Here is a 24,763-nt window from a genome sequence, read left to right as displayed (position 1 = left end):
GTACTTCGAAATTCGTACGCCCGCCATCACTCGGAGGAGTGGAAGAAGTGGTGGGCGAGGTGCGGCAAGGAGCGGGGCCCCGTCAATCGGCGGGGAGTACGCGTGTCTCCGCCGTGGCCGGGAGCGGCTTGGTCCACCAGTGGTCGTGGCGGCGGTACGGGGTGGGGTCCGAGCGGGCGGTGAGGAAGGCGTGCAGGGCGGTGGCCTCCTCCGTGAGGGCGTCCCAGGCAGCGGTGGGGAGGGGGTGGAAGGCCGTGGCCTCGATGGAGTCGGGCAGGGGGCGCCAGATGCCGGCCACCTTGCCGTCCACCAGGAGGGTCGGGAGTACGTCGCCGTTCACGCGGGTCACGTACGGGCGGTACTCGGTCGGGAGGAGGCGGCCCCGGTCCGCGTAGGCCAGGAGCGTGCTGTCCCACATGGGCAGCAGGCGGGGTGGGGCGGGGGTGTCCTCCGAGGGGCGTGGGGCGCCCGGGATGTCGTACAGGGTTTGGCCGGTGTCCGTGGCGTGCAGGGTTTCGAGTTCCTCCGGCATGGCGGACAGGGCCGTTTTGATGCGGCGCTGTGGGATCAGTGCGAACTGGGCCATGTCCGCGACCGTCGCCGGGCCGAAGCCCTGGAGGTAGCGGCGGATGAGGGTGCGGAGGCCTTCGGCGGCCGCTTCCGGGTCCGTGAGGGACGGTCGTGGGGAGGCCGCCACGTAGGACTGGCGGGCGTCGAAGGACCAGGGGCCGCCGGTCGGGGCGTGCCACAGGGGCGCGTAGTGACGGAGCATGCGGTGGGCGGCGGTGTCCGCCGGGGTGGCGGTAGTGCCCAGGTGGTCTTCCAGCCAGGTTCTGAGTTCGGCTGCTGTGCGCGGGCGCGCTTCGGCGTACGTCAGGAGGTGTGGGAGGAAGGCGTCGGTGTCGGCGGCTGTCAGGCCGGAGGCGCGGTAGCGGGGGTCGCCCAGGCGGGAGCCTCGGAGGGTCGGTTCCATCGCCTCGCGGAACGGGGTGTAGTCCTCCGCGTGGACCGTGTGGACGGTGACGCGCATCAAGGTCGCCCGGACGAGGCGCTGGTCGGCGAGCGCCGCGTCCAGGGTGGTGGGGTCGAAGGGGGACAGGCGGTTCCACATAGCGATGTACGGGGAGGCCGGGTGCTGGGCCTGGAGGGCCACGATGCGTCCCATCGCCGTCGGCACGTCCAACTTGACGCGGCTGAGGAGGAGTTGGCGGGCGAGTGTCGCTCGGTTGAGGGCGCGGGCGGTGAGTTTCGTGGTCCCCATGAGGGGATTCTCTCCCGTCGCCCGCCGCGCCCTCCGCGGTTCCTGCGCCCTCTTCGGTCTGAGCCGTAGGCCCTGCCCTTTCCGTCGGGAGGAGGGCAGGGCCTACGGGTCACAGGGAGGCGGGCGCGCCCTATGGCGTCTTCGCCTCGCCCTTCGTCAGGAGCCACTCCTCGTGCAGGGCGCCCAGGGGGATCTTCGTCTGGAAGATCGGTGTGCCGAAGATGGAGAGCTGGAGGTTCAGGGTTCCGGTGAGGTCGATGCCGCCGTACAGGGCCCAGGAGCCCTTCGCCGAACCCGTGCCGTCCGCCGAGCCCTCGGCGGTCGCGTCGGCCTCGGCTCGGAGGTACGGGGCGATGTCGGCGGTGACGCCGACCGTGCCGTAGAGGCCGACCGTCGCCTCCGCGCCCATCGCGGCCTTGACGTCGCCGACGGCCGTGACCGTCGTCTTCAGGGGCTCTCCGGTCATGTTCGACTCGCTCACGCCCTGCCAGCCCTTGGCCCAGGTGAAGTTGCCGCCGACGCGGAAGTCGCCCTTGAGGTCCTGCTCGACGTCGACCGTGACGCGGCCGTCTGCGTCGACCTGGAAGTAGCAGACGAGGTCCAGGTTGACGACGATCGGGACGGGGCCGACCTGGATGACGGGATCGGCATGCAGTTCGGCGAAGGGGATACGGATCGGCTTGCCGTCGGTCGAGCCGGCCGCGCGGCCCTTCAGCGACCACTGCGAGGCCCAGTCGCCGGTCAGGCCCAGGAACGCGCCGCCCGGCGACGAACCCGTGCCGGCGCCGGAGCCGTCGTACGAGAAGGCGACCTCGGGGGCGAGTTGGACGAAGCCCTCGACCGACGCGGCGGCCGAGGCGGGGGCGCCCGGCGCGGTCTCCACCGCCGCACCCACGTCGATACGCAGGCTGCCGAGCGGGAGCTTCGCGCCCTCGGGGCCGAAGGTGAGGTCGCCGGTCTTGGCCCAGGAGACCTTCACGCCCTGGACGAGCGGGTCGACGTCCAGGGTGGAGGGGTCGACAGGGACCGTGCCGTCCGCCTTGCCCTCACCCAGCACGGAGTTGAGCTTGGCCGGCTCCGTCTCGACGGTCGTGCCGCCGTCCGCCGCCGTGCCGACGATCTCCGTCACCTCGGCCAGCACGCCGTCCGGGGCGCCGGGGGCGGGTGCGCTGGCTATGACGTCGCCGACGGCCACGGCGGGCTTCGGCTTCGGCTTCGCACCTGTTCCGGTACCGGGGTCGGTGCCGGGATCGGTTCCGGGGTCGGTTCCGGTATCGGCCTCGTCGGAGTCCTGGGAGGCGGAGGGGGTCCTCGACGGAGTCGCGGACGGTTCGGCGTCCGACCCGGACGATGGTGCCGTGATCACCGCCCGGCCGCTCTTGCTGTCGTACGACGCGACCTTGAGCGCGGACCTCTTGGCCTTGCCCTGGTCGGCCGCGTTCGCGTCGGCCACGGCGGTGGGGGTGGCCTCACCGGTGGGGGCGGACACGACGGCGAGTTGTTCCTCGGCCCCGCCGGACGCGGGAGACTCGACCGTCGTGGCGGCCGCCTTGTCGGCGGTGGAGGGGGAGTCGGTGGAGCAGCCGGTGATCAGCAGGGTCGCGACGGTGATCGCCGACAGTGCCGACAGCTGGGTGTGTCTTCTGAGCTTGTGCACGCGTGAGTCCTCGGGAGCGGTGACAGGGGGGTGCGCTTCAGGAGGGGGAGAGAGAACGAGGCGGCGGAGGGCGGGCCATGGCGGCACACATGCCCTCACGGCAGCACGCACGCGGCGGTTACCCCCCAGTAGCCACGCATGAGCATGCCAGGCCCAGGGGATGCCGTGGACCACTTCCCCCACAGCCGGCCTGTGACCTGGCTCACGCTACTTGCTCTTGTTGCACGTCCCAACTTCCTTTTCCAGGAGGAGAGTTGAGGAATCGGGGCGCATCGCCGCGTGCAGGCTGCACGGCTGGTCCAGACGCACGTCGTGGCCCGCGTCCTCGACGACGGTGAGGTCGTGCGGGTGCCCGGGGAACGACCGCTCGGCATCCTCGCGGCTCGGGGGCCTCGGGGCGCCCGGCGGGTGGCGGCGCAGTAGCCTCGGGCGCGACGGACCTGGCGTAGGACGCGGGAGGCAGTGATGGCGAGGGTTCCGACGGCGGCGGTGGCCGCGAGCGGACTCATCGGCGGGTACGGGGTGGCTCGCTGGACGAAGAAGCGGCCCCTGGGCGGGGCGGTGCTCGCGGTGGCGGGCGCCGCGGCGGCCCAGCAGTGGCAGAAGGCGGCGGGCGGCAGGGCCGCGGGGGCGCTGACCGCCGGGTACGTGGCCGCGTTCGCCGGGTCGCATCCGCTGGCGAAGAAGATGGGGGCCTGGCCGGCGGTGTTCGGGGTCGCCGGGGTGGTGGCGCTGGCGTCCTGGGTGGTGGCCGACCGGAAGGGGTAGCCGTGCCCGGAAGAGGTAGCCGCCGCCGGAAGGGTAGTCGTCCCCGGAAGGGGTAGGGGGTCCGGCCGGTCGGGGGCCGCGGGTCGTCCGTGGTTGCTCGCGCAGTTCCCCGCGCCCCTGACGGGGCACGGCCCCTAACACGGCACAGCTGGGGAGGGGCACGGCCCCGAGTGCCGCGGCCTTGGAGGGCTGCGCCCCCTTTAGCTCCCCCGCGGCCCACTCCCCTCCCCCCGGAACGCCCTCCGGTACGCGTACGGGCTCGTTCCCACCACCCTTGGGCATCGCGGTGCCCGTGCTCGGGTTCGCCACGGCGCTGAGCATGGGGGTGCTGAAGGACGCCTGGCTGATCGTGTCGATGCTGCTGACCGCCCTCGCGGCGATGGTTCTGCTGGCGCTGGTGCTGCCCCGGCAGGAGGAGATCCTGGAGGGACTCGGCGGCACCGCCGTCGGCACCGGCACCGGTGCCGGTGCCGGTGCCGGTGCCGGTGCCGGGGCCGGTGCCGGTGCCGGGGCCACCGTCCGACTCGCCATGTTCACCGGCGTGTTCGACCTGCTGTGGGCCACGGTCACGATCCTGATGATCGTGCGGCCCGGTTCGACCACGGGCGCCTGACTTCCCAGCACGGCTCTGGCGGGTGCATGATCCCGCCATGCATCCTCAGCAGACGCCCTCCCAGACCTACCTCGCCTCCGTGGCCGCCCGTCTCGCCGCCGACGAGTGCCGTACCTGGTGGGAGGAGTGGGCCGGGGTGCCCGTGCTCGTCGGGCGCCGGGCCGACTTCCGGTGGAGGTGGATGGGGACGAAGCTGCACCTGTTCACGGTCGCGGCGGCCGTCCAGGAGATAACCATCCCGACCATCGAGACCTTCACCGACCAGGTGCTGACGTACGCGAAGAAGACCAAGGGCGGTCTGCCGGCCGGGATCCAGAACGGCATCGGCGCGTTCCCGGTGCTGGTCAGCGACCGGGTGGACCCGGCGGCCGTCCGCTGGGCGGAGGCCCAGCAGCGCAACAAGTGGGCGTGCATGGCCCGCCCCGTGGTTGTCGACAGCACCCAGCAGTACGTGGGCTCGTACCGCGGCACCCCGGCCATCGGCCTCGCCTACTCGTCGTTCTTCGAGCAGAAGGCCCGGCAGTACTTCTACGGCTGACGGGCGCCCGCACGGCGGCCCGGCGGCGGCTGCTCGGCGAACCGGGCGGTGACCGAACCGTCCTGGGACCGGCTACCGCCCTGGGACCGGCTGTGGATCAGCCACCGCTCGTCCACCGGATCCGTCCGGAACCGGCGTGCCACCGAGGACGCGACCAGCACCCACGCGCCGAGCACCAGCGTGAAGAAGGCCCAGGACAGCGGCCATACGTCCGCGTCCGGAGGCTCGGGGGGCGCGTGGAAGGACACGTACATCAGGGCGGACGGCGGGACGGCGACCAGGAGCAGGGGCCAGGCCAGGGCGTCCCGGTGGCCGAAGTAGGCCGCGAGGAGCAGCAGGACGAGGGCGAGGACGACGACGCCCGTGACGGTCACGGGCGTCGTCTCCGTGAGGGAGCCCTCCAGCTCGGGGCGGTCGCGAAGATCCCAGGGCAGGCACAGGCGGTACGCGGCCGCGGCGAGCGCGGCGCCGAGCAGGCGGGTCAGCCAGCGTTCCGGCCAGGGGCGCGTGCGCAGGGGGCGGAGCAGCTTCTCGGTCATGCGTACGAGGTTTCCGGCCCGGGAGCCGACCCGACAGAGTACGGATACTCAGACCGCCCTACTCCCCCATACCCAGAAGACGCCGACCGGAGCCGCGCCCAAAGGGGCGCGGGGAACTGCGCGACCGAACAGCGGTTACGCCCCCAGCGCCCGCGACACCGTGTAGATCAGCAGCCCGGCCAGCGAACCCACCACCGTGCCGTTGATCCGGATGAACTGCAGGTCACGGCCGATGTTGGCCTCGATCTTCTTCGTGGTGTGCTCGGCGTCCCAGCTCGCGACGGTCTCGGTGATGAGGGAGGTGATCTCGGCGCGATAGGTGGTGACGACGTGCACGGCCGCGCCCTCGACCCACTTGTCCACCTTGGCCTGCGCGCTCGGCTCGGTGGCCATCCGCGTCCCCAGCGACAGCAGGGACGCGCGCACCCGCAGCCGCAACTCGCTGCGCTCGTCCTCGGCGGCGGACACGATCATCGCCCGTACGGCCGTCCACGCGGAGGCGATCAGGTCCTGGACCTCGCTCCGGCCCAGCACCTCGCCCTTCAGCCGCTCCACCCGCGCCCGGGTCTCCGTGTCGGACTGCAGGTCGGTGGCGAAGTCGGTGAGGAAGCGGTCCAGGGCGCCGCGCGCCGGGTGGGTGGGCGAGTCGCGCATCTCGGTGGCGAAGCGGAGCAGTTCCTTGTAGACGCGCTCGCCGACCTTGCGGTCCACGAACCGGGGGGTCCAGCCCGGGGCGCCGCCCTCGACGGCGTTCATGACCTGCGTGTCGTGCAGGACCAGCCAGTCGTGGGCGCGGGTGCAGATCAGGTCGACGACCCGCCGGTGGCCGCCGTCGGTGACGACCTTCTCCAGCATCTTGCCGATACCGGGCGCGATCTCCTGCGCGTTCGCCCGCCGGGTGATCGCCTCCCCCACCACGGCCTGCACGTCCGAGTCGCGCAGCACGGTCAGCGCGCCCCGCAGCGCGGTCGCCAGTTCGGCCGTCACCCGGTCGGCGTTCTGCGGCTCGGCGAGCCACGCACCGAGCCGGCTGCCGATGCCGACGGCCCGCAGCCGCTGTCGTACGACGTCCTGGGAGAGAAAGTTCTCGCCGACGAACTCACCCAGCGAGACGCCCAGTTGGTCCTTCTTGGTGGGGATGATCGCGGTGTGCGGGATGGGCAGCCCGAGTGGATGCCGGAACAGCGCGGTCACGGCGAACCAGTCGGCCAGCGCGCCCACCATGCCCGCCTCGGCCGCCGCCGCGACATAGCCGGCCCAGGCGCCCGCGCCCTCGTGCGCGGCCCACTTGGCCAGCACGTAGACCAGCGCCACGAAGAGCAGCAGTCCGGCCGCGATGAGCTTCATCTGCCGGACGCCGCGCTGCTTCTCCTCGTCGGCGGCGCTGAAGGTGGTCATGGTGCGGTGCGAGGCGCGCGGCCCGGCGCCCGCCGCCGCCCCGGGCTGCGCTTCTTCCGCTTTCGTACGGTCCATTCACTCCACCCGTTCCCTGTCCCCCGTACACATTGTCCCGTTTCCCGTCTCTTCACCGCTCGGTGACGTGATGTGGACTACTCCATGACCGACTCCCGGAACGGAACAGGAGTTCCCCGCGTCTGTCCGGGCGGGGGAACCGATGGGGGTTCTCGCAAGCAACCCCCATCCCATGACGCATCATGGGGTGATCACATCGGAGCCTCGGGGCTCCACAGCCCGAGGAGTCACACACCGCATGACCAAGCAGCACGGTTATGCACTTCTGGCGGCCATGGCCGCCCTGATCGTGGCCGTCTCGGCCGCGATATACGTCGGCGTCGGCATCGACGACGGCACCCCGCGGCAGGAGACCTTCGCCCGCACGCCCCGCAACAGCGCCGCCCCCGCCTCCACCGGCGTCTGGGTCGGCGCCTGGGCCGCGTCGCCGAGCGGGTCCGAGCCGGGCACCGAGCGGGACGGACTCGCCGGCCGCTCGGTGCGCAACGTGGTGCACACGACCGCCGCCGGTACGAGTGCCCGCGTCACCCTGTCCAATCTCTACGGCCAGCAGCCGTTGACCATCACTCACGCCTCGCTCGCCGTCGCCGCTTCGAGCGACACCCCGGCCGCGGCGGCCGAGACCATGCGCCGCCTCACCTTCGCCGGCAACCCGACGGTCGTCATCGCGGCCGGCCGGCAAGTGGTGAGCGACGCCGTACGGGTGCCGATCCCGCACGACAGCGACGTACTGATCACCACCTACTCCCCGACCCCCTCCGGCCCGGCGACCTACCACGCGCACGCGCGGCAGATCTCCTACACCGCCGAGGGCGACCAGGTCGCGGACGCCACCGGTGAGCCGTACACCACACAGACACTGCACTGGCGGTACGTCACCGCCCTGGACGTGCTGAGCAACGAGTCCGAGGGCACGGTCGTGGTCCTCGGCGACTCGCTCACCGACGGGGTCAGCTCCACCGTCAACGAGAACCGACGCTGGACGGACGTCCTCTCCGGACGGATCCGGGAGGCCGCCGGCTCCTCCGACGCGCCCCGCTACAGCGTCGTCAACGAGGGCATCAGCGGCAACCGCGTCCTGACCGACGGCAACGGACGGCCCGCCGAGAACCCCAGCGGCCTCTCCCGCTTCCAGCGCGACGTGCTCGGCCGTACGGGTGTCAAGGCCGTCGTCATCGACCTCGGTGTCAACGACATCCTGAAGAACCCCGGCCGGGCCGACCCCGTGGCCATCACCGACGGCCTCCGCCGACTCGTCGAGCAGGCGCACGCGCGGGGCCTGCGCGTCGTCGGCGCCACCCTCATGCCCTTCCACGGCCACCGCGGCTACTCCGACCAGCGCGAGTCCGTCCGCCAGGCCGTCAACGCCATCATCCGCTCCGGCGACGTGTACGACGCCTACGTGGACTTCGACAAGGCCCTGCGCGACCCGTACGACCCCCGCAGCCTGCGCCCCGACTACGACTCGGGCGACCACCTGCACCCCAGCGACAAGGGCTACGAGCGCATGGCGGAGGTCTTCGACCTGGAGCAACTGAAGGGATCGGCACCGGCGAAGCTGTGACGGTCACTGCGACACGGGGGGGCGCGGCCCGTCAGGGGCGCGGCCCGTCAGGGGCGCGGGGAACTGCGCGAGCAACCACGACGCGGCCGCACCCGGCAGACGGCTCAGTCCCCTCTCCCCCGCCGCCGCCGCTCCCGCTCCGCGTCCCGACGGTCCCGCAGGGCGTCCCGCACCTGCTCCATCGCCTCGCGATGCGCGTCACGCATCTCATGCGCGTGATCGCGATGCGACACGTGCAACTCGCGCCGCGCTGCACGGCGTTCCAACCGCTCCTGCCGGCGCGCCTCCTTCAACCGCTGGCGCTCGGCCTTCGGCACCTTGCGTTCCACCCCGACCCCGCCCCAGAACGCGAACCCGGTGAGAACGACCCGCGGAGCGCCCGGCTCCCCGGGCACCCCCTCCTCACTGTGGTCGAACCCGCCCATGATGCCGATGCCCCGGACCACGACCTCGACGCCGGGCGGCACGATCACATTGATCCCGCCCATGATCGCCACGCAGTTGATGACGACCTCACGCTCCGCGAAGTACGCGTCCCGCAGGTCCAGTTCCCCGCCGCCCCAGAACGCGAAGCAGTCGAACCGCGCGGGCACGGTCCACCGCCCCTTGCGCTCGAACCCGGACATGATCGCCACACCCCAGGTGGACGACCCGTCGCCCCCGACGATCCGCTCCGGCCAACTCGCTTCCGCCGCGGACCCCTTGACCAGGGACACGGGCGGCTGCGGCACGGCGGCCGGCGGGGCCACCGCCCCCGCGCCGGGCAGATCCCGGGTGATCGGCGCCAACTCGCCGTAGGTCCGCGCCTTGTACGTCGCGTCCAGCCGCTCCTCGAACTCCTCCATGTCGAGCCGCCCCTCCGCGAGGGCGTCCCGCAGCTGCTCGGAGACTCGTTCACGATCGGCGTCGGAGGCGCGAAGGTCCGCGGCGGCCGGAAGATCCGGCAGGTCGTCCGTCATACGAATCAGCCTACGAGGAACCCCGTACGGGGGCTACGACACAGCCGCCCCGGGCTCCCCCACCCCTCCCTCCGTCCCCTTCCCCACCCGCTCCGCCTGCTGCGCGTACATCTGGGCGATCACGGCCTCGATGTCAGGCTCCCGCACGGAGAGGTCCACCAGCGGATACGCGGACGCGATCCGGGCCACCAGCGGGGCCGCCGACTCCGACGCGGGGAACGCCAGCCACTGCCGGGGCCCCTCCACCCGGACGACCCGGGCGGGCGCGGCCTCGATCGGCGGCAGCTCCCGCTCCAGGTCCACGACGAGCGTCCGCTCGCTCTCGCCCACCTCGTGCAGCCCGGTCAGCGGGCCGTCGTACATCAGACGCCCATGGTCGATGACCATCACCCGGCGGCACAGCTGCTCGATGTCCTGGAGGTCGTGCGTGGTGAGCAGCACGGTCGTGCCCCGCTCGGTGTTGAGGTCCTTGAGGAACTCGCGGACCTTGGCCTTGCTGATGACGTCGAGCCCGATCGTCGGCTCGTCCAGGTACAGCACCTCCGGGTCGTGCAGCAGGGCCGCCGCGATGTCCCCGCGCATCCGCTGCCCGAGCGAGAGCTGCCGTACGGGCACGTCCAGCAGCTCGCCCAGTTCGAGAAGTTCGACGCACCGGTCGAGGTTCTCGCGGTAACGGGCGTCCGGGATGCGGTACATGCGGTGCATCAGCGCGTACGAGTCGATGAGGGGGAGGTCCCACCACAGGGTCGTCCGCTGGCCGAACACCACCCCGATCCGCCGGGCCAGCCGCGTCCGTTCCCGGGACGGGTCGATCCCGGCGACCCGCAGCCGCCCCCCGCTCGGCGTCAGGATCCCCGTCAGCATCTTGATGGTGGTGGACTTCCCGGCACCGTTCGGCCCGATGTAGCCGACCATCTCGCCGCGCGCCACCCTGAACGAGATCGAGTCGACCGCCCGCACCTCACGCCGCTCCCGGCGCAGGAACCCGGTCTTCCTGCGGACGTCGAAGACCTTCTCGACACGGTCGAGTTCGATGAACGCGCCGTCGGCCACGAACGCGCCGTCTGTCGCAAACGCGCTGTCTGTCACGCTCAGCTCCCTGTACTTCGATACGAACGCAGCCCCGCCCGCCAGGCGACCCCCGCCAGGGCGCAGCAGGCCACCCCGACCAGCGGGGGCGCGAAGGCCAGCCAGGCCGGCAGGTCGAGGGGGTAGGGGCGGCCCAGGACGTACAGTCCGGGCACCCAGTTGACGAAGGCGAGCGGCAGGACGAAGGTCACCCCGCGCACCAGATCCTTGGCGAAGAGCGCCGGCGGGTACTGAAGGAGGGTCACGCCGCCGTACGTGAAGGCGTTCTGCACCTCGGAGGCGTCCTGCGCGACGAACTGGAAGGCCGCACCCGCGACGAACACCGCGCCGAAGATCAGCCCGCCGCTGCCCACCATCAGCGGGATCATCAGCACCTTGGCCGGGGTCCACGCGATGTCGAGGGTGACGAGGGCGTAGCCGAGGACGAACAGCCCCTGGGTGATCCGGCCGAGGCGGCGCAGCGCGAACTTGTCGGCGGCGACCTGGGCGAGCACCGGCACGGGGCGTACGAGGAGGGTGTCCAGCGTGCCGTCGCGGACCCGGCGCCCGAGCCGGTCCATCGAGCCGATCATCAGATCCGCGAGGCCGAAGGCGACGGCGGAGGTGCCGTAGAGCAGGGCGATCTCGGGCAGGGTGAATCCGCCCAACTCGTCGACCTGCGAGAACATCAGCAGGATCGCGACGAAGTCGAAGGAGGTCGCCGCGAAGTTCCCGAACGTCGTCATCGCGAAGGACGCGCGGTAGGCCATCGTGGAGCGGATCCACATGGCGGCGATCATGCGGTAGGCGCGCAGCCCGTCGCGGACACGGCTGTACGTGCCGTACTCGGCGAACGGGTCCTCCCGCTCGGCGCCCGTGACGGGGCGCTCGTCCACGTCAGCCACCCTGGACCACCACCTTCCGGGTCGCCGCCGACTGGATCAGCCGTCCGACCGCGAGCAGGGCCGCCGCCCAGGCGAGCTGGAAGGCGTACGTCCCCAGCGGGTCGGCCTCGCCGAGCAGGACGTCCGCCGGGGCCTGGAGCAGCGCGGACCAGGGCAGGACGCGGGCGAGGTCGCCGAGCGCGCCGGGGAAGACGTTCAGCGGGAGGAGCATCCCGGAGAAGAAGACTCCGGTGAGCCAGGTGATCTGCATCGCTCCGGCGCCGTCGAGGAGCCAGAAGGCCCACAGCGCGACGATGTAACGGATCGCGAAGCTGACGAGAGCGCCGAGGGCGACCGCGACGAGACAGGCCAGCCACGGCAGCGGGCCGGAGGGCAGGGCCAGGTCGAAGAAGAGCGCGCCGCACAGCATGGGCACGAGACCGCGTCCCAGCAGCTGGAACAGGGCGCGGCCCATGTCGGCGGCGAGCCACCACAGCTGGAGGTCGACGGGCCGGTACAGGTCGACCGCGATGTCACCCGTCCGGATCCGCTCGATCAACTCCTCCTCGAAGCCGACGCTTCCCAGCACCATGACCGCGAACATCGCCTGGCCGACCCATACATAGGTGAGGGCCTGTGCTTGGTCGTAGCCGCCGAGGTCGGGCTTCTCCTGCCAGAGGGCCAGGTAGGTGTATGCGAGGATGAAGCCGAAGACGGTGTTGGTGAACACCCCCGCGGCGGTGGCCACCCGATATGTCGCGTACCGCCTGAAACCACCGGCGGCGACGGCGGCGTACAACCGCCCTGTGCCCACGAGGAAACCCCCATCCGCTGCGAAGAGTTAGGCGAAAGGCCGAGGCCTGGACCGATTCGGGCCGAAGCGAAGAAGCCTAGTCCGCGGCCGGAGGGGCCTGCCACGCGTTTCCGGGGCGGACAGCGGGGCGGACGGTGGCGCTCATGAGGCGTGCGGGGCACGTGCCGGGATCCGGGAACGGATCGCACGGTACGAGAGTCTTCACTCAGGGGCGCAGAACCGGCCCGGAGTGGGCGCAAAGCGTACGAGTCCGTACGGAAATGAACGTACGACGCGGAAACAGGAGCACGGCAGCACGATGAGCGACGAGCCGCAGCCGAAGCGGACCGGCCCGGGCTGGGCACCGAGAGACCCGGAGCCACGCACTCCGGGCACACCTCAGGGACCCGGTGCCGACGCCGACGCCGCCAGGAAGACGCCCACCGGCGACGCCGGCCCGGCCTCCGGCAAGGGAGCCGCGTCCGACGGACAGCCGAACGGCCGACCTCCGGCGACCTCCGGCGCCCGCCCCGGAGCCCCCTCCGAGGGCAACCCCACCCCGCCTTCAGGCCCACGCTCCGGCACGGCTTCGGGCGCGTCCGGCGGCCCTGGCACTTCCGGCACTTCCGGCGGCGGGAGGCCCGGCGCGGCACCCGGCGGACAGCCCGACCCGACTTCCGGTTCCGGCGCACGCTCAGGCAAAGCAGCCGGTGCTTCCGGTGCCTCTTCCGGTGCCTCCGGTGCCGGCGGGAGGCCCGGCGGCAAGCCCGGCTCCGCCCCTCCCGCCTCGGCATCCGGCGGGCAGACCGGTGCAGCGGCCGGGCAGGCGCCGCAGACCGAGTCGGCGTCACCCTCCGACGGCGGGTCCACCGGCGCGCGCGACGGCCGGCAGACCGGCGGTCGCGGCGGCCGGCCCGCAGGCGCTCGGGACGGTCAGTCCGCCGGAACCCGGGACGGTCAGCCCACCGGTGCCCGCGACGGCCAGACCGGTGGCGTGCGCGGTGGCGACTCCGCAGGCGGCCGTGACGCCGGGCGCGACGGCAAGGCGGCCGGGGTGCCGGACGCCCGGGCCGCGAGGGCCGCCCGCGCGGCCCGCGCCGCCAAGGCCGCCGGGCTCGCCGAGTCCGCAGGGTCCGCAGGCGTGGCCGACGGCGGCACACCGGCCGGCCCTCGCGACGGCGACACCACCGCGACCTCCGCCACCAAGTCCACCGGCGCCCAGACCCCTCGTACCCCCGGTGCGGCGCCGGGCGGGCACGCTGACGACACCCCCACCACCACCCTGGGGATCACCCCGGCCGCCCGGAAGTCGACCCCCGCCTCCGCCCGGCCCGGCGCCGACACGCCCACGCAGGCGCTCGGCGTCGTCTCCGCCGAGAAGGCGGCCCCCGGGACCGGCCCCACGGTCGCCACCGCTGCCGCCACCGCGACCGCCGCCGCACCCGCCGCCGTGCCCGACATCACCCCGGCCCCCGCGGGCGGCGGCAAGGGCAAGAAGCCCAAGCGACCCAAGCGCACCGGCTTCAGGCGCCTGATCCCCACCTGGCGCATGGTGCTCGGCGCCTTCGTGGTCGGCATCATGCTGATCGTCGGCGCCTTCGTGCTGGGCTACAACATGGTCCACATCCCCAAGCCACAGGACGCCGCGACCAAGCAGAGCAACGTCTACCTCTACGCGGACGGCACCCAGATCGCCCGCGACGGCGAGGTCAACCGCGAGAACGTCCCGCTGTCGAAGGTCTCCAAGGCCGCCCAGCACGCCGTACTGGCCGCCGAGGACCGCGACTTCTACTCCGAGCCGGCCATCGACCTCAAGGCGATGGTCCGCGCCGGCTGGAACACCGCGACCGGCAAGGGCAAGCAGTCCGGCTCCACCATCACCCAGCAGTACGTGAAGAACTACTACCTGGCCCAGGACCAGACCGTCACCCGCAAGGTGAAGGAGTTCTTCATCGCGATCAAGCTGGACCGCGAGGTCACCAAGGACGAGATCCTGGAGGGCTACCTCAACACCAGTTTCTTCGGCCGCAACGCCTACGGCATCCAGGCCGCCGCCCAGGCCTACTACGGCGTCGACGCCGACGAGCTCACCGCCGAGCAGGGCGCGTACCTCGCCGCGCTCGTCAACGCGCCGAGCATGTACGACGTCGTCGCCCACCCGGAGAACAAGGGTGCGGCGGTCGCCCGCTGGAACTACGTCCTCGACGGCATGGTGAAGGAGGGCTGGCTCAAGCAGTCCGAGCGGACCGGCGCCAAGTTCCCGATGCCGAAGCAGGCCATCACGCCCAGCGCCTTCTCCGGCCAGCGCGGCTACCTCGTCGAGGCCATCAAGTCGTACCTCTACGACCACAAGATCATCGACGAGGAGGCGCTGGAGAACGGCGGTGGCTACCGCATCACCACCACCATCCAGCCCAAGATGCAGAACGCCTTCATCAAGGCCGTCGACGACCAGCTGATGGACAAGCTCGACAAGAAGAACCGCAAGGTCGACAACTACGTACGCGCCGGCGGGGTCTCCATCGACCCGAAGACCGGCAAGGTCATCGCGATGTACGGCGGCATCGACTACACCAAGCAGTACGTCAACAACGCGACCCGCCGCGACTTCCAGGTCGGCTCCACCTTCAAGCCGTTCGTGTTCACCGCCGCCGTGGAGAACGCCTCCAACACCCAGAGCGGCCAGGCGATCACCCCGAACACCGTCTACGACGGCACCAACAAGCGCCCCGTGACGGGCTGGCCCGGCCCGGCGTACGCCCCCGAGAACGAGGACTACGTCAACTACGGCAACATCTCCGTCCGCCAGGCCACCGAGAGTTCCGTGAACTCGGTGTACGCGCAGATGGCCGTGGACGTCGGCCCCGAGAAGATCGAGAAGACCGCGATCGACCTCGGGCTGCCCAAGAACACGCCGGACATGAACCCGTACCCGTCCATCGCCCTGGGCACCGCCACCGCGAGCGTCCTCGACATGACGCAGGCGTACGCCACGCTCGCCAACCACGGCAAGCACGGCACGTACACGATGATCGAGAAGATCAGCAAGGACGGCGAGGTGATCAAGCTCCCGAGCACGGAGTCCACCCAGGCCGTCAGCCGCAAGGCCGCCGACACCACCACCTCCGTCCTGCGGAGCGTCGTCCAGAACGGCACCGCCACCGCCGCGCAGGCCTCCGGTCACCCGGTCGCCGGCAAGACGGGCACCGCCGAGGAGGACAAGGCGGCCTGGTTCGCGGGCTACACCCCCGACCTCGCCACCGTCGTCTCCGTGATGGGCCAGGACCCCAAGACGGGCATCCACAAGCCGCTCTACGGCGCGATGGGCCTGCCCCGCATCAACGGCGGTGGGGCGCCCACCCAGATCTGGGCGCAGTTCACCAAGGCCGCCCTGAAGGGCAAGAAGGTCAAGGAGTTCGACCTCGACCTCCAGGTCGGCGCGGACGTCGTGATCACCCCGCCCAGCACCCCGGCCGAGGAGCCCAGCGCCACCGGGGACGAGGAGACCGGCGGCCCCACGGGCGACGACGAGACCGGCGGCCCGACGGACGACAGCACCGACAACGGCACCACCACCGGCGGCGGCACACCCACGACCGACGGCGGCACGAGTTCCACGGGCGGGGCGACGACGGACGGCGGAACGGCCTCCACCGGCGGCACCTCGACCGACGGCGGAGCGACCTCCGCCGGCGGAGGGACAGCCGACGGAGGAGCCTCCTCCACCGGCGGAGCCACAGCCGACGGAGGAACGGGAGACGGCGGAGCGAACTCGGGAGGCGACACCTCCGTAGGACCGTTCGGGTAGCCCAAGCAGAAGGCGGTGGGGGCTGGTGACCATGCTCACCAGCCCCCACCGCCTGTCACAGCCTGCGAATCAGAGACGCATCGCAGAGATACATCTCGGAGTCATGGATACATCTCAGAGACGCATCTCAGAGATACAGGCCCGTGGAGTCCTCCGACCCCTCGAACCGGTCCGCGGCCACGGCGTGCAGATCGCGCTCCCGCATCAGGACGTACGCCACGCCCCGCACCTCCACCTCGGCACGGTCCTCGGGGTCGTAGAGCACCCGGTCGCCGGGCTCGACGGTCCGGACGTTCTGGCCTACCGCGACGACCTCGGCCCAGGCGAGACGCCGGCCGACGGCCGCCGTCGCGGGGATCAGGATGCCGCCGCCGGAACGCCGCTCGCCCTCGGCGGTGTCCTGCCGCACGAGCACACGGTCGTGCAGCATCCGAATGGGCAACTTGTCGTCGTGCTGGGTCTTCTCGCTCACACCCCGAACCTACCTGTCCCCGTCAGACCCGACGACGCCGAGTGCCGAGGGCGAGGAGCCCCACCACCGCGACGACCACGAGGGCGACGGGCACGATGCGCTCGACCCGGGGCGCGCCGTCCTCGTCGACGAACTGGCCCCTGACGTCACTGACCACACGGTTGACCGAGACGTACGCCGCGCCGAGGGTGTGGTCGATGTTGGAGGCGACCTTGGCCTTGGCGTCGCCCACGATGGTCCTGGGATGTACCCGGACGCCGATCTCGTCGAGCGTCTCGGCGAGGTTCTCACGGCGGCGCTTGATGTCCGCCTCGATCTCGGCCGGGGTCCTGATGTCCGAGCTCTCCGCCACCGCGCGGCCTCCCGTAGTCGGTTGTCCCTGAAATCCCTTGGTTCCGCACAGTCTGTCAGCTCCACCCGGCACGGGACCGCCAGGGCCCGCCATTACGCTGGACCGATGAGCGAGCGACTCCAGCCCGGGGACGTGGCCCCCGCCTTCACCCTCCCGGACGCCGACGGCAACGAGGTGTCCCTGTCCGACCACAAGGGCCGCAAGGTCATCGTCTACTTCTACCCGGCCGCCCTGACCCCGGGCTGCACCAAGCAGGCCTGTGACTTCACCGACAACCTGGAGCTCCTCGCGGACGCCGGGTACGACGTGATCGGCATCTCCCCCGACAAGCCCGAGAAACTCGCCAAGTTCCGCGAGAAGGAGTCCCTGAAGGTCACCCTTCTCGGCGACCCGGACAAGACGGTGCTGGACGCGTACGCGGCCTTCGGCGAGAAGAAGAACTACGGCAAGACGTACCTGGGCGTCATCCGCTCCACGATCATCGTCGACGAGGAGGGCAAGGTGGCCCACGCCCTCTACAACGTCCGCGCGACGGGCCACGTGGCCAAACTCATCAAGGACCTGGGCATCTGACCCCGCCCCCCTCTCCACCCGAGAACGGCCCGTACCGCTTCCCCGGTACGGGCCGTTCCGCATTCCGGGCGTGACTGTCCGATTTACGGCTCGTTACTCCGTACGAGCCACGAACGGGCGGCCGGAACGGAGGGGTGCAGGGAAGTGCCGAGCACATCGAAACGATCGGATGCATACAGCAGGGAACGGCTCGCGCCGGAGGTTGCCACGGCCCGTAACTGGGCTGATCTGCTGCGGCGGCTCGGCCTCAAGCCGAGTGGCGGCCAACGGCGGGTGCTGCAGGAGCACGTAACGCGCCACGGACTTGGCACGGGCCATTTCGCGAAGCGCAGCCCATGGCGCAAGTACCCCGACGCGGTCATCGCGGAAGCAGCCGCCTCATCGTCCTCGCTGCGGGAAGTGGCCCTGAAGCTGGGTGCCGCTCCGGCCACAGGGACTCTCTCCCACATCCGGCGCCGCATTCACGCGGCTGGCATCGACATCGGTCATTTCCCCGGCATCGATCGCCCCGAATCGGACCTGCCCTTCACCTCGGAGGAGCTCAGGGCGGCCGCAGTCGCAGCCACGAGCGTTCGGGGCGTGGCACGGACCCTGGGCGTTCCCGATGACAGCCGCTCCCGGGCGACGCTGAGTCGCATGCTGGCGGCCCAAGACATCGACATCAGCCACTTCTCTCACCGGCGGACGGCGATTCCCGAGGACGAGTTGACGATCCTGGTACGGACCGCCACCAGTTACGCCGACGTCATGCGCGGTCTTGGCATGGAGATCAACGACACCAACCACCGACGCGTACGACGCGCCGCCTCCCGCCTGAATCTCAACACCAGCCACTCCAAGCGCCGGTCCTGGGGGCGGCCCGAGCGCCCGGCGCCTGCACCCAGCGGGCATCGAGTGCTGGTGGTCCTGCCGGAGCAAGCCGGACGGAAAACAGGAGCCGCCTCCACCAGGCCCTGACTGAGATCGGGGTGCCCTACGCATGTGTGGAGTGCGGCAACACCGGGGAGTGGCGGGGGCGCTCCATCACCTTGCAGATCGACCACGTCAACGGGAACTGGCGGGACAATCGCCGGGAGAACCTGCGATACCTGTGTCCCAACTGCCATGCCGTGACAGAAACGTGGTGCCGTCAGAAAGGCCGAGTCCCCCTCGCCGGGTAGCCGACAGCCCCGTACACTGAGTGCCGCCGGTCGAGCCTGATGACCGTTTTTGAGCGGCCGTGATGGAATTTGGCAGTCATGCTGGGTTTAGGTCCCAGTGGGTTCACACCCGTGTGGGTTCGAGTCCCACCGGCCGCACGCACGCAGAAGAGGGACCGCACAATCTGGCGGTCCCTCTCTTGCGGCTCAGCCCAGCAGCTCCCGCAGCACCGGCACCAACCCCCGGAACGCCTGCCCCCGGTGGCTGATCGCGTTCTTCTCCTCCGCCGTCAGCTGGGCGCAGCTCCTTGTGTCGGCCTCCGGCCGGAGGATCGGGTCGTAGCCGAAGCCGTTCGTGCCGATCGGGGAGTGCAGCAGGACGCCCCTGAGCCGGCCCTCGACCACTCGCTCCGTGCCGTCCGGCAGGGCCAGGGCCGCCGCGCAGGTGAAGTGGGCGCCGCGGTGTTCGTCGGCGATGTCGCCGAGCTGGGCGAGGAGCAGTTCCAGGTTGGCCTTGTCGTCGCCGTGGCGGCCGGCCCAGCGGGCGGAGAAGATGCCGGGGGCGCCGCCGAGGACGTCGACGCAGAGGCCGGAGTCGTCGGCGATGGCGGGGAGGCCGGTGGCCTGTGCGAGGGCGTGGGCCTTCAGCAGGGCGTTCTCGGCGAAGGTGACGCCGGTCTCCTTGACGTCGGGGACGTCCGGGTAGGCGTCGGCGCCGACGAGGTCGTGGGTCAGACCGGCGTCGGCGAGGATGGCCTTGAGTTCGGTGAGCTTGCCGGCGTTGCGGGTGGCGAGGATCAGGCGGGTCATGCCCACCAGTATCGCGATCCCCGCCGCCCGGCTCCGCCGAGTTTCACCGGGTCCAGCCGAGTTCCGCCTCCGCCGAGTCCGGCTCCGCCGGGTTCCGCGGGGTTACGACGTGCAGACCTTCGTCAGTTCGCCCGCCGCGTCGGTGATGCCGCTGATGTCGGGGGTGGTGTCCCCGTTCTCCACGGCGGTCTGGGTGTCGGTGACGGCCTTCTGCAGGGAGTCGACGGCCTTGTTGACGTCGGCGTTGTCGGTCTTGTCGCCGATCTCGTCGAGGTTCTTGTCGATGGAGGCGAGGGACTCCTCCAGCTGCGTGGGGTCGTCCGCCGCGTTCTGGACGGCCTGCTGGAGGTCGTTCACGCTCTGGGCGATGGCGTCGGCGGTCTGGACGCAGTCCAGGGCCTTGTTCACGGCGTCGCAGCCGGTGGTGAGCCCGACCGTCAGGGCGACGGCGGCTACGGCTCCGGCGATGGTGGTCGTACGACGTCGGCGACTCGCGGCCATGGAACGGTCCTCCTGGAACTGGGTGCAGGCCTGACGGCCCCCTGTGTGGTGCATGAACGGCTACTGCGGTGTGGCCGGGTGCACGGTGGTGTGCCGTGCACCCGTATGTGCAGGGACGCGGGCGGGGCCGCGGTGGTTGCCACCGGCGGCCGTCACCCTTGGGGCGCCCTTTACCCTTCTTTACCTTTCGAGGACCGTATCAAGCGCCTTGCGCTGGAGGGCAGCCAGTTCGTCACAGCCGGAAACGGCAAGATCCAGCAGGGAGTTGAGCTCCTCACGGGCGAACGGCTCGGCCTCGGCGGTCCCCTGGACCTCGACGAAGCGGCCGTCGCCGGTGCAGACGACGTTCATGTCCGTGTCGGCCTTCACGTCCTCCTCGTAGCGGAGGTCGAGGAGGGGGACGCCGCCGACGATACCGACGGAGACGGCCGAGACGGTGCCGGTGAGGGGCTGGCGGTTGGCCTTGATCAGTTTCTTGCCCTGGGCCCAGGACACGGCGTCGGCCAGCGCGACGTACGCGCCGGTGATGGCCGCCGTGCGGGTGCCGCCGTCGGCCTGGAGGACGTCGCAGTCGAGGACGATGGTGTTCTCGCCGAGCGCCTTGTAGTCGATGACGGCGCGCAGGGAGCGTCCGATGAGGCGGGAGATCTCGTGGGTGCGGCCGCCGATCCTGCCGCGTACGGACTCCCGGTCGCCGCGGGTGTTGGTGGCGCGGGGGAGCATGGAGTACTCGGCGGTCACCCAGCCCTCGCCGCTGCCCTTGCGCCAGCGGGGGACGCCTTCGGTGACAGAGGCAGTGCAGAAGACCTTCGTGTCGCCGAAGGAGATGAGGACGGAGCCCTCGGCGTGCTTGCTCCACCCGCGTTCGATGGTGACCGGGCGGAGCTGTTCGGGCGTGCGGCCGTCGATTCGAGACATGCCGCTGAGCTTAGGGGGTGTCGTGCGACACCCCCTCATCGCGTTCGGGGCCTACATCATGTCCTCGATCTCCGCGGCGATGGGGTCGGCGTCGGTACCGATGACGACCTGGATGGCGGTGCCCATCTTGACGACGCCGTGCGCGCCGGCGGCCTTGAGGGCGGCCTCGTCGACGAGGGAGGCGTCATGGACCTCGGTGCGCAGGCGGGTGATGCAGCCCTCGACCTCGTCGATGTTGTCGAGGCCGCCGAGCCCGGCGACGATCTTCTCAGCCTTGGTGGCCATGGCGTCTCTCCCTGATGACCGTTGCGAATCGTTCGCGACTGGTCTACACCACGCGGGGCATGCCCGCCAAGCGGGCCCGGAAACAAGGGGCGAAGTCCCGGCGACATCACGAAGGCATAAAGCGGGAATCGCGGGTTCCTTGGCCACCCCCCACCGTGCTACAACAGGTCTACACCACTGAATGGTGTAGACCTCTCCGTGCTGCCCCTCCCCCACTCTCCCGTCCCCGGGCGGCGCCCTGCTCTCATGGAGGAAGTTGTGACCACGGCCAGCGCCGCTCCCGCGGCCGCAGACAACAAGGGCCCCAGCTGGGGCTCCCGCACGATGGCTGTCATGCAGCGTATCGGCCGCAGCCTGATGCTGCCGGTCGCCGTCCTGCCGGCCGCAGCCCTGCTCGTCCGGCTCGGTACCACGGACATGCTGGGCAGTGACTCGTTCCCCGGGTTCATCACCAAGTTCGCGAGCTTCATGGCGGCCGGCGGCGGTGCCATCCTCGACAACATGCCGCTGCTGTTCGCGGTCGGCATCGCGATCGGCTTCGCGAAGAAGTCGGACGGCTCGACCGCCCTCGCCGCGGTCGTCGGTTACCTCGTCTTCCAGAAGGTGCTGGGCACCTTCACCGACTCCAACCTCCCCCAGAAGGCCACGGTCGTCGACGGCAAGGTCGTGATGGTGGACGCGTCGGTCAACGCCGGTGTCCTCGGCGGTGTCGTGATGGGCCTGGTCGTCGCCCTGCTCTACCAGCGCTTCTACCGCACCAAGCTGCCCGACTGGGCCGGCTTCTTCGGCGGCCGCCGCCTGGTGCCGATCCTGGCCGCCCTGGCGGGCCTGCTCATCGGCATCGTCTTCGGTTACATCTGGCCGGTCCTCGGCGCGGGTCTGCACCACTTCGGCGAGTGGCTGGTCGGCTCCGGCGCGGTCGGCGCGGGCGTCTTCGGTGTGGCCAACCGTGCGCTGATCCCGGTCGGCATGCACCACCTGCTGAACTCGTTCCCGTGGTTCCAGGCCGGTTCGTACGAGGGCAAGAGCGGTGACATCGCGCGCTTCCTGGCCGGTGACCCGACCGCCGGACAGTTCATGACCGGCTTCTTCCCGATCATGATGTTCGGCCTGCCGGCCGTCTGTCTCGCGATCTACCACGCCGCCCGCCCGGAGCGCCGTGCGGTGGTCGGCGGCATGATGTTCTCCATGGCGCTGACCTCGTTCGTCACCGGTGTCACCGAGCCGATCGAGTTCACGTTCATGTTCATCGCCCCGGTCCTGTACGCCATCCACGCCGTGCTCACCGGTGTCTCCATGGCCCTGACCTGGGCGCTCGGCATGAAGGACGGCTTCGGCTTCTCGGCCGGCGTGATCGACTTCGGCCTCAACCTGGGCATCGCCACCAAGCCCTGGGCCCTGCTCCTGGTGGGCCTGTGCTTCGGCGCCCTGTACTACGTGATCTTCCGGCTCGCGATCGTCCGCTTCAACCTGCCGACCCCCGGCCGGGAGACGGACGAGGAGCTCGCCGAGCTCCAGAAGGCGGAGGCGAAGTAGCCGCCACGGCTCCCCCGAGCACGAGGAAGGCCCCCGGAGTCCGCTCCGGGGGCCTTTCGCGTACGTCGTGCTCGGCTCCTCGCGTACGTCGTGCTCGGATACCGCGTATCGCCTGCGGCGTCCTCAGATCTCGTACGACACCCTGGGCACCGCCAGCTCCACCGGGCCGTCGTACACCGCGCGGGCATCGACGAGGTTGACCTGGGGGTCCGTCCACGGCGGGACGTGGGTGAGGACGAGACGGCGGGCGCCCGCCCGGGCGGCCGTCTCACCGGCCTCGCGGCCGTTGAGATGGAGGTCCGGGATGTTCTCCTTGCCGTGCGTGAAGGCGGCCTCGCACAGGAACAGGTCTGCGTCGCGCGCCAGTTCGTCCAGGGTGTCGGTGACGCCGGTGTCCCCGGAGTACGTCAGGACCCGGCCGCCGTGTTCGATGCGGATGCCGTACGCCTCGACGGGGTGGGCGACCCGTTCCGTGTGGACGGTGAACGGGCCGACCTCGAACGTGCTCGGCTTGACCGTGTGGAAGTCGAAGACCTCGCTCATGGAGGAGGCGGACGGGGTGTCTGCGTAGGCCGTGGTCAGGCGCTGCTCGGTGCCTTCGGGTCCGTAGACCGGGATGGGGTCGCAGCGGCCGCCGTCGTGGCGGTAGTACCGTGCGACGAAATACGCGCACATGTCGATGCAGTGGTCGGCGTGCAGATGGCTGAGGAAGATCGCGTCGAGGTCGTAGAGACCGCAGTGGCGCTGCAGCTCGCCCAGGGCACCGTTGCCCATGTCGAGGAGCAGCCGGAAGCCGTCGGCCTCTACGAGGTAGCTCGAACAGGCCGATTCCGCGGAAGGGAACGACCCCGAGCAGCCGACGACGGTGAGCTTCATGAGAGCTGGAACCTCCGCGCTGGCGTGAAGTCGTGACAGTCGTGTCAGTCGTGACGTGCAGACGGGTTGCGTATTGCGGGTGGCGGGGTTGCGAAGGACGGACATGGGTGCAACACGAGTGGTGCGGTCCGTTGAGCGTAAGGCGCAAAAGGGTGGGTCGCTCCTCCGCCAGGGGCCGTTGTGGGCGAACTCACCTGTGCTGTCACCGGTTCGGCTGGTGGTGGGGCCGTTCCGGGGGGCGGAAGGGGGCGCGTTGTCGGGTGCGGGTGCGTGGGGGTTGCTCGCGCAGTTCCCCGCGCCCCTAAAAGATCAGGCCCTGCGGGCCTGAGAAGCCAGGGGCGCAGCCCCGGCTTTTCAGGGGCGCGGGGAACTGCGCGAGAAGCCCCACCCGACGCACCCCAGGCCCCGCCCCGGAACGCGCCCTCACGCCCAGAGCTGGCCCTGCAGTGTCTCGATGGCCTCTTCCGTCGTCGCGGCGGTGTAGACGCCCGTCGACAGGTACTTCCAGCCGCCGTCGGCGACCACGAAGACGATGTCGGCCGGCTCGCCGGACTTGACCGCCTTGTTGCCGACTCCGATCGCGGCGTGCAGCGCGGCCCCCGTGGAGACGCCCGCGAAGATGCCCTCCTGCTGCAGCAGCTCCCGTGTGCGGGTCACCGCGTCGGCGGAGCCGACGGAGAAGCGGGTGGTGAGGACCGACGCGTCGTAGAGCTCCGGCACGAACCCCTCGTCGAGGTTGCGCAGCCCGTAGACGAGGTCGTCGTAGCGCGGCTCGGCAGCGACGATCCGCACATCCGGCTTGTGCTCGCGCAGGAAACGGCCCACGCCCATGAGCGTCCCCGTCGTACCGAGACCGGCGACGAAATGGGTGATGGAGGGGAGGTCCGCCAGGATCTCCGGGCCCGTCGTCGCGTAGTGGGCGCCCGCGTTGTCGGGGTTGCCGTACTGGTAGAGCATCACCCAGTCGGGGTGCTCGGCGGAGAGCTCCTTGGCGACGCGTACGGCCGTGTTGGAGCCGCCGGCGGCCGGGGACGGGATGATCTCGGCGCCCCACATGGCGAGCAGCTCACGCCGCTCCTGCGAGGTGTTCTCGGGCATGACGCAGACCATGCGGTAGCCCTTGAGCTTGGCCGCCATGGCGAGGGAGATGCCCGTGTTGCCCGAGGTGGGCTCCAGGATCGTGCAGCCGGGGGTCAGCCGCCCGTCCTTCTCCGCCTGCTCGATCATGTACAGGGCGGGCCGGTCCTTGACCGAACCCGTCGGGTTGCGGTCCTCCAGCTTCGCCCAGATCCGGACGTCGGCGGACGGCGACAGCCGCGGCAGGCACACCAGAGGGGTGTTGCCCACCGCGGCCAGCGGGGAGTCGTAGCGCATGG

The 24,763-nt window shown here is 70.8% G+C and carries 25 protein-coding genes and 1 tRNA gene; 10 read left to right on the top strand and 16 right to left on the bottom strand.

Annotated elements, in window-relative coordinates; all coding sequences use genetic code 11:
* Nucleotides 1–82: 82 nt before the first annotated feature.
* Both P8T65_RS28975 and P8T65_RS28970 read right to left on the bottom strand, forming a co-directional pair.
* On the bottom strand, nucleotides 83–1,261 hold the full coding sequence (locus tag P8T65_RS28975; RefSeq protein ID WP_316728120.1) for a winged helix DNA-binding domain-containing protein: 1,179 nt from the start codon (nucleotides 1,259–1,261) through the stop codon (nucleotides 83–85).
* Nucleotides 1,262–1,391: 130 nt separating this feature from the next.
* On the bottom strand, nucleotides 1,392–2,918 hold the full coding sequence (locus P8T65_RS28970; protein WP_316728119.1) for a hypothetical protein: 1,527 nt from the start codon (nucleotides 2,916–2,918) through the stop codon (nucleotides 1,392–1,394).
* Between the two features lie 279 nt (nucleotides 2,919–3,197).
* Here P8T65_RS28970 and P8T65_RS28965 point away from each other — a divergent pair, with 279 nt between their 5' ends.
* The 4 genes from P8T65_RS28965 to P8T65_RS28950 all read left to right on the top strand — a co-directional run bounded on the left by P8T65_RS28965 (nucleotide 3,198) and on the right by P8T65_RS28950 (nucleotide 4,837).
* Nucleotides 3,198–3,341 (top strand): hypothetical protein, encoded by a 144-nt coding sequence (locus P8T65_RS28965; RefSeq protein ID WP_316728118.1) that lies wholly within the window; start codon nucleotides 3,198–3,200, stop codon nucleotides 3,339–3,341.
* A gap of 42 nt (nucleotides 3,342–3,383) precedes the next feature.
* Nucleotides 3,384–3,686: a hypothetical protein gene (locus tag P8T65_RS28960; protein ID WP_316728117.1), complete on the top strand. Its 303-nt coding sequence runs from the start codon at nucleotides 3,384–3,386 to the stop codon at nucleotides 3,684–3,686.
* A gap of 148 nt (nucleotides 3,687–3,834) precedes the next feature.
* Entirely contained in the window at nucleotides 3,835–4,299 is a 465-nt protein-coding gene (locus tag P8T65_RS28955) for a hypothetical protein (protein ID WP_399103241.1), read from the top strand.
* A 37-nt stretch (nucleotides 4,300–4,336) separates the two neighbouring features.
* Nucleotides 4,337–4,837, top strand: coding sequence for a levansucrase (locus P8T65_RS28950; protein WP_316728116.1), 501 nt, complete (start codon nucleotides 4,337–4,339; stop codon nucleotides 4,835–4,837).
* Here P8T65_RS28950 and P8T65_RS28945 read toward each other — a convergent pair.
* Both P8T65_RS28945 and P8T65_RS28940 read right to left on the bottom strand, forming a co-directional pair.
* The gene (locus P8T65_RS28945) at nucleotides 4,828–5,376 is read right to left on the bottom strand and encodes a hypothetical protein (RefSeq protein ID WP_316728115.1); all 549 of its coding nucleotides are present in this window, start codon (nucleotides 5,374–5,376) and stop codon (nucleotides 4,828–4,830) included. The two genes, P8T65_RS28950 and P8T65_RS28945, sit on opposite strands and share 10 nt — an antisense overlap.
* A gap of 135 nt (nucleotides 5,377–5,511) precedes the next feature.
* On the bottom strand, nucleotides 5,512–6,849 hold the full coding sequence (locus P8T65_RS28940; RefSeq protein ID WP_230211461.1) for a DUF445 domain-containing protein: 1,338 nt from the start codon (nucleotides 6,847–6,849) through the stop codon (nucleotides 5,512–5,514).
* 238 nt (nucleotides 6,850–7,087) lie between these two features.
* Between P8T65_RS28940 and P8T65_RS28935 the strand changes: the two genes are divergently transcribed.
* Complete coding sequence (locus tag P8T65_RS28935) at nucleotides 7,088–8,413, top strand: SGNH/GDSL hydrolase family protein (RefSeq protein ID WP_316728114.1); 1,326 nt, start codon at nucleotides 7,088–7,090, stop codon at nucleotides 8,411–8,413.
* Nucleotides 8,414–8,517: 104 nt separating this feature from the next.
* Here the strand turns inward: P8T65_RS28935 and P8T65_RS28930 are convergent, their stop codons facing one another.
* The 4 genes from P8T65_RS28930 to P8T65_RS28915 are packed head-to-tail and all read right to left on the bottom strand — an operon-like array spanning nucleotide 8,518 to nucleotide 12,138.
* Nucleotides 8,518–9,372: a DUF1707 domain-containing protein gene (locus tag P8T65_RS28930; protein WP_316728113.1), complete on the bottom strand. Its 855-nt coding sequence runs from the start codon at nucleotides 9,370–9,372 to the stop codon at nucleotides 8,518–8,520.
* A gap of 33 nt (nucleotides 9,373–9,405) precedes the next feature.
* Nucleotides 9,406–10,461 carry an ATP-binding cassette domain-containing protein gene (locus tag P8T65_RS28925; RefSeq protein WP_399100606.1) on the bottom strand — a complete coding sequence of 352 codons (1,056 nt, stop codon included), beginning with the start codon at nucleotides 10,459–10,461 and terminating at the stop codon, nucleotides 9,406–9,408.
* A gap of 2 nt (nucleotides 10,462–10,463) precedes the next feature.
* The gene (locus P8T65_RS28920; RefSeq protein ID WP_316728112.1) at nucleotides 10,464–11,345 is read right to left on the bottom strand and encodes an ABC transporter permease; all 882 of its coding nucleotides are present in this window, start codon (nucleotides 11,343–11,345) and stop codon (nucleotides 10,464–10,466) included.
* Nucleotides 11,338–12,138: an ABC-2 family transporter protein gene (locus P8T65_RS28915; protein ID WP_316728110.1), complete on the bottom strand. Its 801-nt coding sequence runs from the start codon at nucleotides 12,136–12,138 to the stop codon at nucleotides 11,338–11,340. The genes P8T65_RS28920 and P8T65_RS28915 overlap by 8 nt, the downstream gene beginning before the upstream one ends.
* 1,429 nt (nucleotides 12,139–13,567) lie before the next feature.
* On the opposite strand from P8T65_RS28915, the gene P8T65_RS28910 reads away from it, so the two are divergent.
* Complete coding sequence (locus P8T65_RS28910) at nucleotides 13,568–15,925, top strand: transglycosylase domain-containing protein (RefSeq protein WP_316731772.1); 2,358 nt, start codon at nucleotides 13,568–13,570, stop codon at nucleotides 15,923–15,925.
* Nucleotides 15,926–16,052: 127 nt separating this feature from the next.
* On the opposite strand, the gene P8T65_RS28905 is transcribed toward P8T65_RS28910, so the two are convergent.
* A complete protein-coding gene (locus tag P8T65_RS28905) occupies nucleotides 16,053–16,397 on the bottom strand; it encodes a co-chaperone GroES (RefSeq protein ID WP_005486682.1) in 345 nt (114 codons plus the stop codon).
* 22 nt (nucleotides 16,398–16,419) lie between these two features.
* Nucleotides 16,420–16,749 (bottom strand): DUF3618 domain-containing protein, encoded by a 330-nt coding sequence (locus P8T65_RS28900; protein WP_230211457.1) that lies wholly within the window; start codon nucleotides 16,747–16,749, stop codon nucleotides 16,420–16,422.
* A 105-nt stretch (nucleotides 16,750–16,854) separates the two neighbouring features.
* Here P8T65_RS28900 and bcp point away from each other — a divergent pair, with 105 nt between their 5' ends.
* The 3 genes from bcp (at nucleotide 16,855) to P8T65_RS28885 (ending at nucleotide 18,620) form a co-directional block, all read left to right on the top strand.
* Nucleotides 16,855–17,322, top strand: coding sequence for a thioredoxin-dependent thiol peroxidase (gene bcp / locus P8T65_RS28895; RefSeq protein ID WP_316728109.1), 468 nt, complete (start codon nucleotides 16,855–16,857; stop codon nucleotides 17,320–17,322).
* 144 nt (nucleotides 17,323–17,466) lie between these two features.
* Nucleotides 17,467–18,279, top strand: coding sequence for an HNH endonuclease (locus P8T65_RS28890; protein WP_316728108.1), 813 nt, complete (start codon nucleotides 17,467–17,469; stop codon nucleotides 18,277–18,279).
* A gap of 256 nt (nucleotides 18,280–18,535) precedes the next feature.
* Nucleotides 18,536–18,620: transfer RNA gene (locus P8T65_RS28885), tRNA-Leu, on the top strand.
* Between the two features lie 48 nt (nucleotides 18,621–18,668).
* Here the strand turns inward: P8T65_RS28885 and rdgB are convergent.
* The 4 genes from rdgB to P8T65_RS28865 form a co-directional block, all read right to left on the bottom strand.
* Nucleotides 18,669–19,271, bottom strand: coding sequence for an RdgB/HAM1 family non-canonical purine NTP pyrophosphatase (gene rdgB / locus P8T65_RS28880; protein WP_316728107.1), 603 nt, complete (start codon nucleotides 19,269–19,271; stop codon nucleotides 18,669–18,671).
* Between the two features lie 102 nt (nucleotides 19,272–19,373).
* Nucleotides 19,374–19,772 (bottom strand): hypothetical protein, encoded by a 399-nt coding sequence (locus tag P8T65_RS28875; protein ID WP_316731771.1) that lies wholly within the window; start codon nucleotides 19,770–19,772, stop codon nucleotides 19,374–19,376.
* A 180-nt stretch (nucleotides 19,773–19,952) separates the two neighbouring features.
* A complete protein-coding gene (rph, locus tag P8T65_RS28870; protein WP_184893511.1) occupies nucleotides 19,953–20,690 on the bottom strand; it encodes a ribonuclease PH in 738 nt (245 codons plus the stop codon).
* 51 nt (nucleotides 20,691–20,741) lie between these two features.
* Nucleotides 20,742–20,975 (bottom strand): glucose PTS transporter subunit EIIB, encoded by a 234-nt coding sequence (locus P8T65_RS28865; RefSeq protein ID WP_045560653.1) that lies wholly within the window; start codon nucleotides 20,973–20,975, stop codon nucleotides 20,742–20,744.
* Nucleotides 20,976–21,233: 258 nt separating this feature from the next.
* On the opposite strand from P8T65_RS28865, the gene P8T65_RS28860 reads away from it, so the two are divergent.
* Nucleotides 21,234–22,511, top strand: coding sequence for a PTS transporter subunit EIIC (locus P8T65_RS28860; RefSeq protein WP_316728106.1), 1,278 nt, complete (start codon nucleotides 21,234–21,236; stop codon nucleotides 22,509–22,511).
* A 123-nt stretch (nucleotides 22,512–22,634) separates the two neighbouring features.
* Here the strand turns inward: P8T65_RS28860 and P8T65_RS28855 are convergent, their stop codons facing one another.
* Both P8T65_RS28855 and P8T65_RS28850 read right to left on the bottom strand, forming a co-directional pair.
* Nucleotides 22,635–23,387, bottom strand: a complete 753-nt coding sequence (locus tag P8T65_RS28855) for an MBL fold metallo-hydrolase (protein ID WP_316728105.1) — start codon at nucleotides 23,385–23,387, stop codon at nucleotides 22,635–22,637.
* A 423-nt stretch (nucleotides 23,388–23,810) separates the two neighbouring features.
* The gene (locus P8T65_RS28850; RefSeq protein WP_316728104.1) at nucleotides 23,811–24,761 is read right to left on the bottom strand and encodes a cysteine synthase; all 951 of its coding nucleotides are present in this window, start codon (nucleotides 24,759–24,761) and stop codon (nucleotides 23,811–23,813) included.
* Between the last annotated feature and the right edge of the window lie 2 nt (nucleotides 24,762–24,763).

The sequence above is a fragment of the Streptomyces sp. 11x1 genome (assembly GCF_032598905.1).
Taxonomy (GTDB): domain Bacteria; phylum Actinomycetota; class Actinomycetes; order Streptomycetales; family Streptomycetaceae; genus Streptomyces.
The sequence above is the reverse complement of the archived record's forward strand: the minus strand, read 5'-3'. Positions and strand labels throughout refer to the sequence as shown.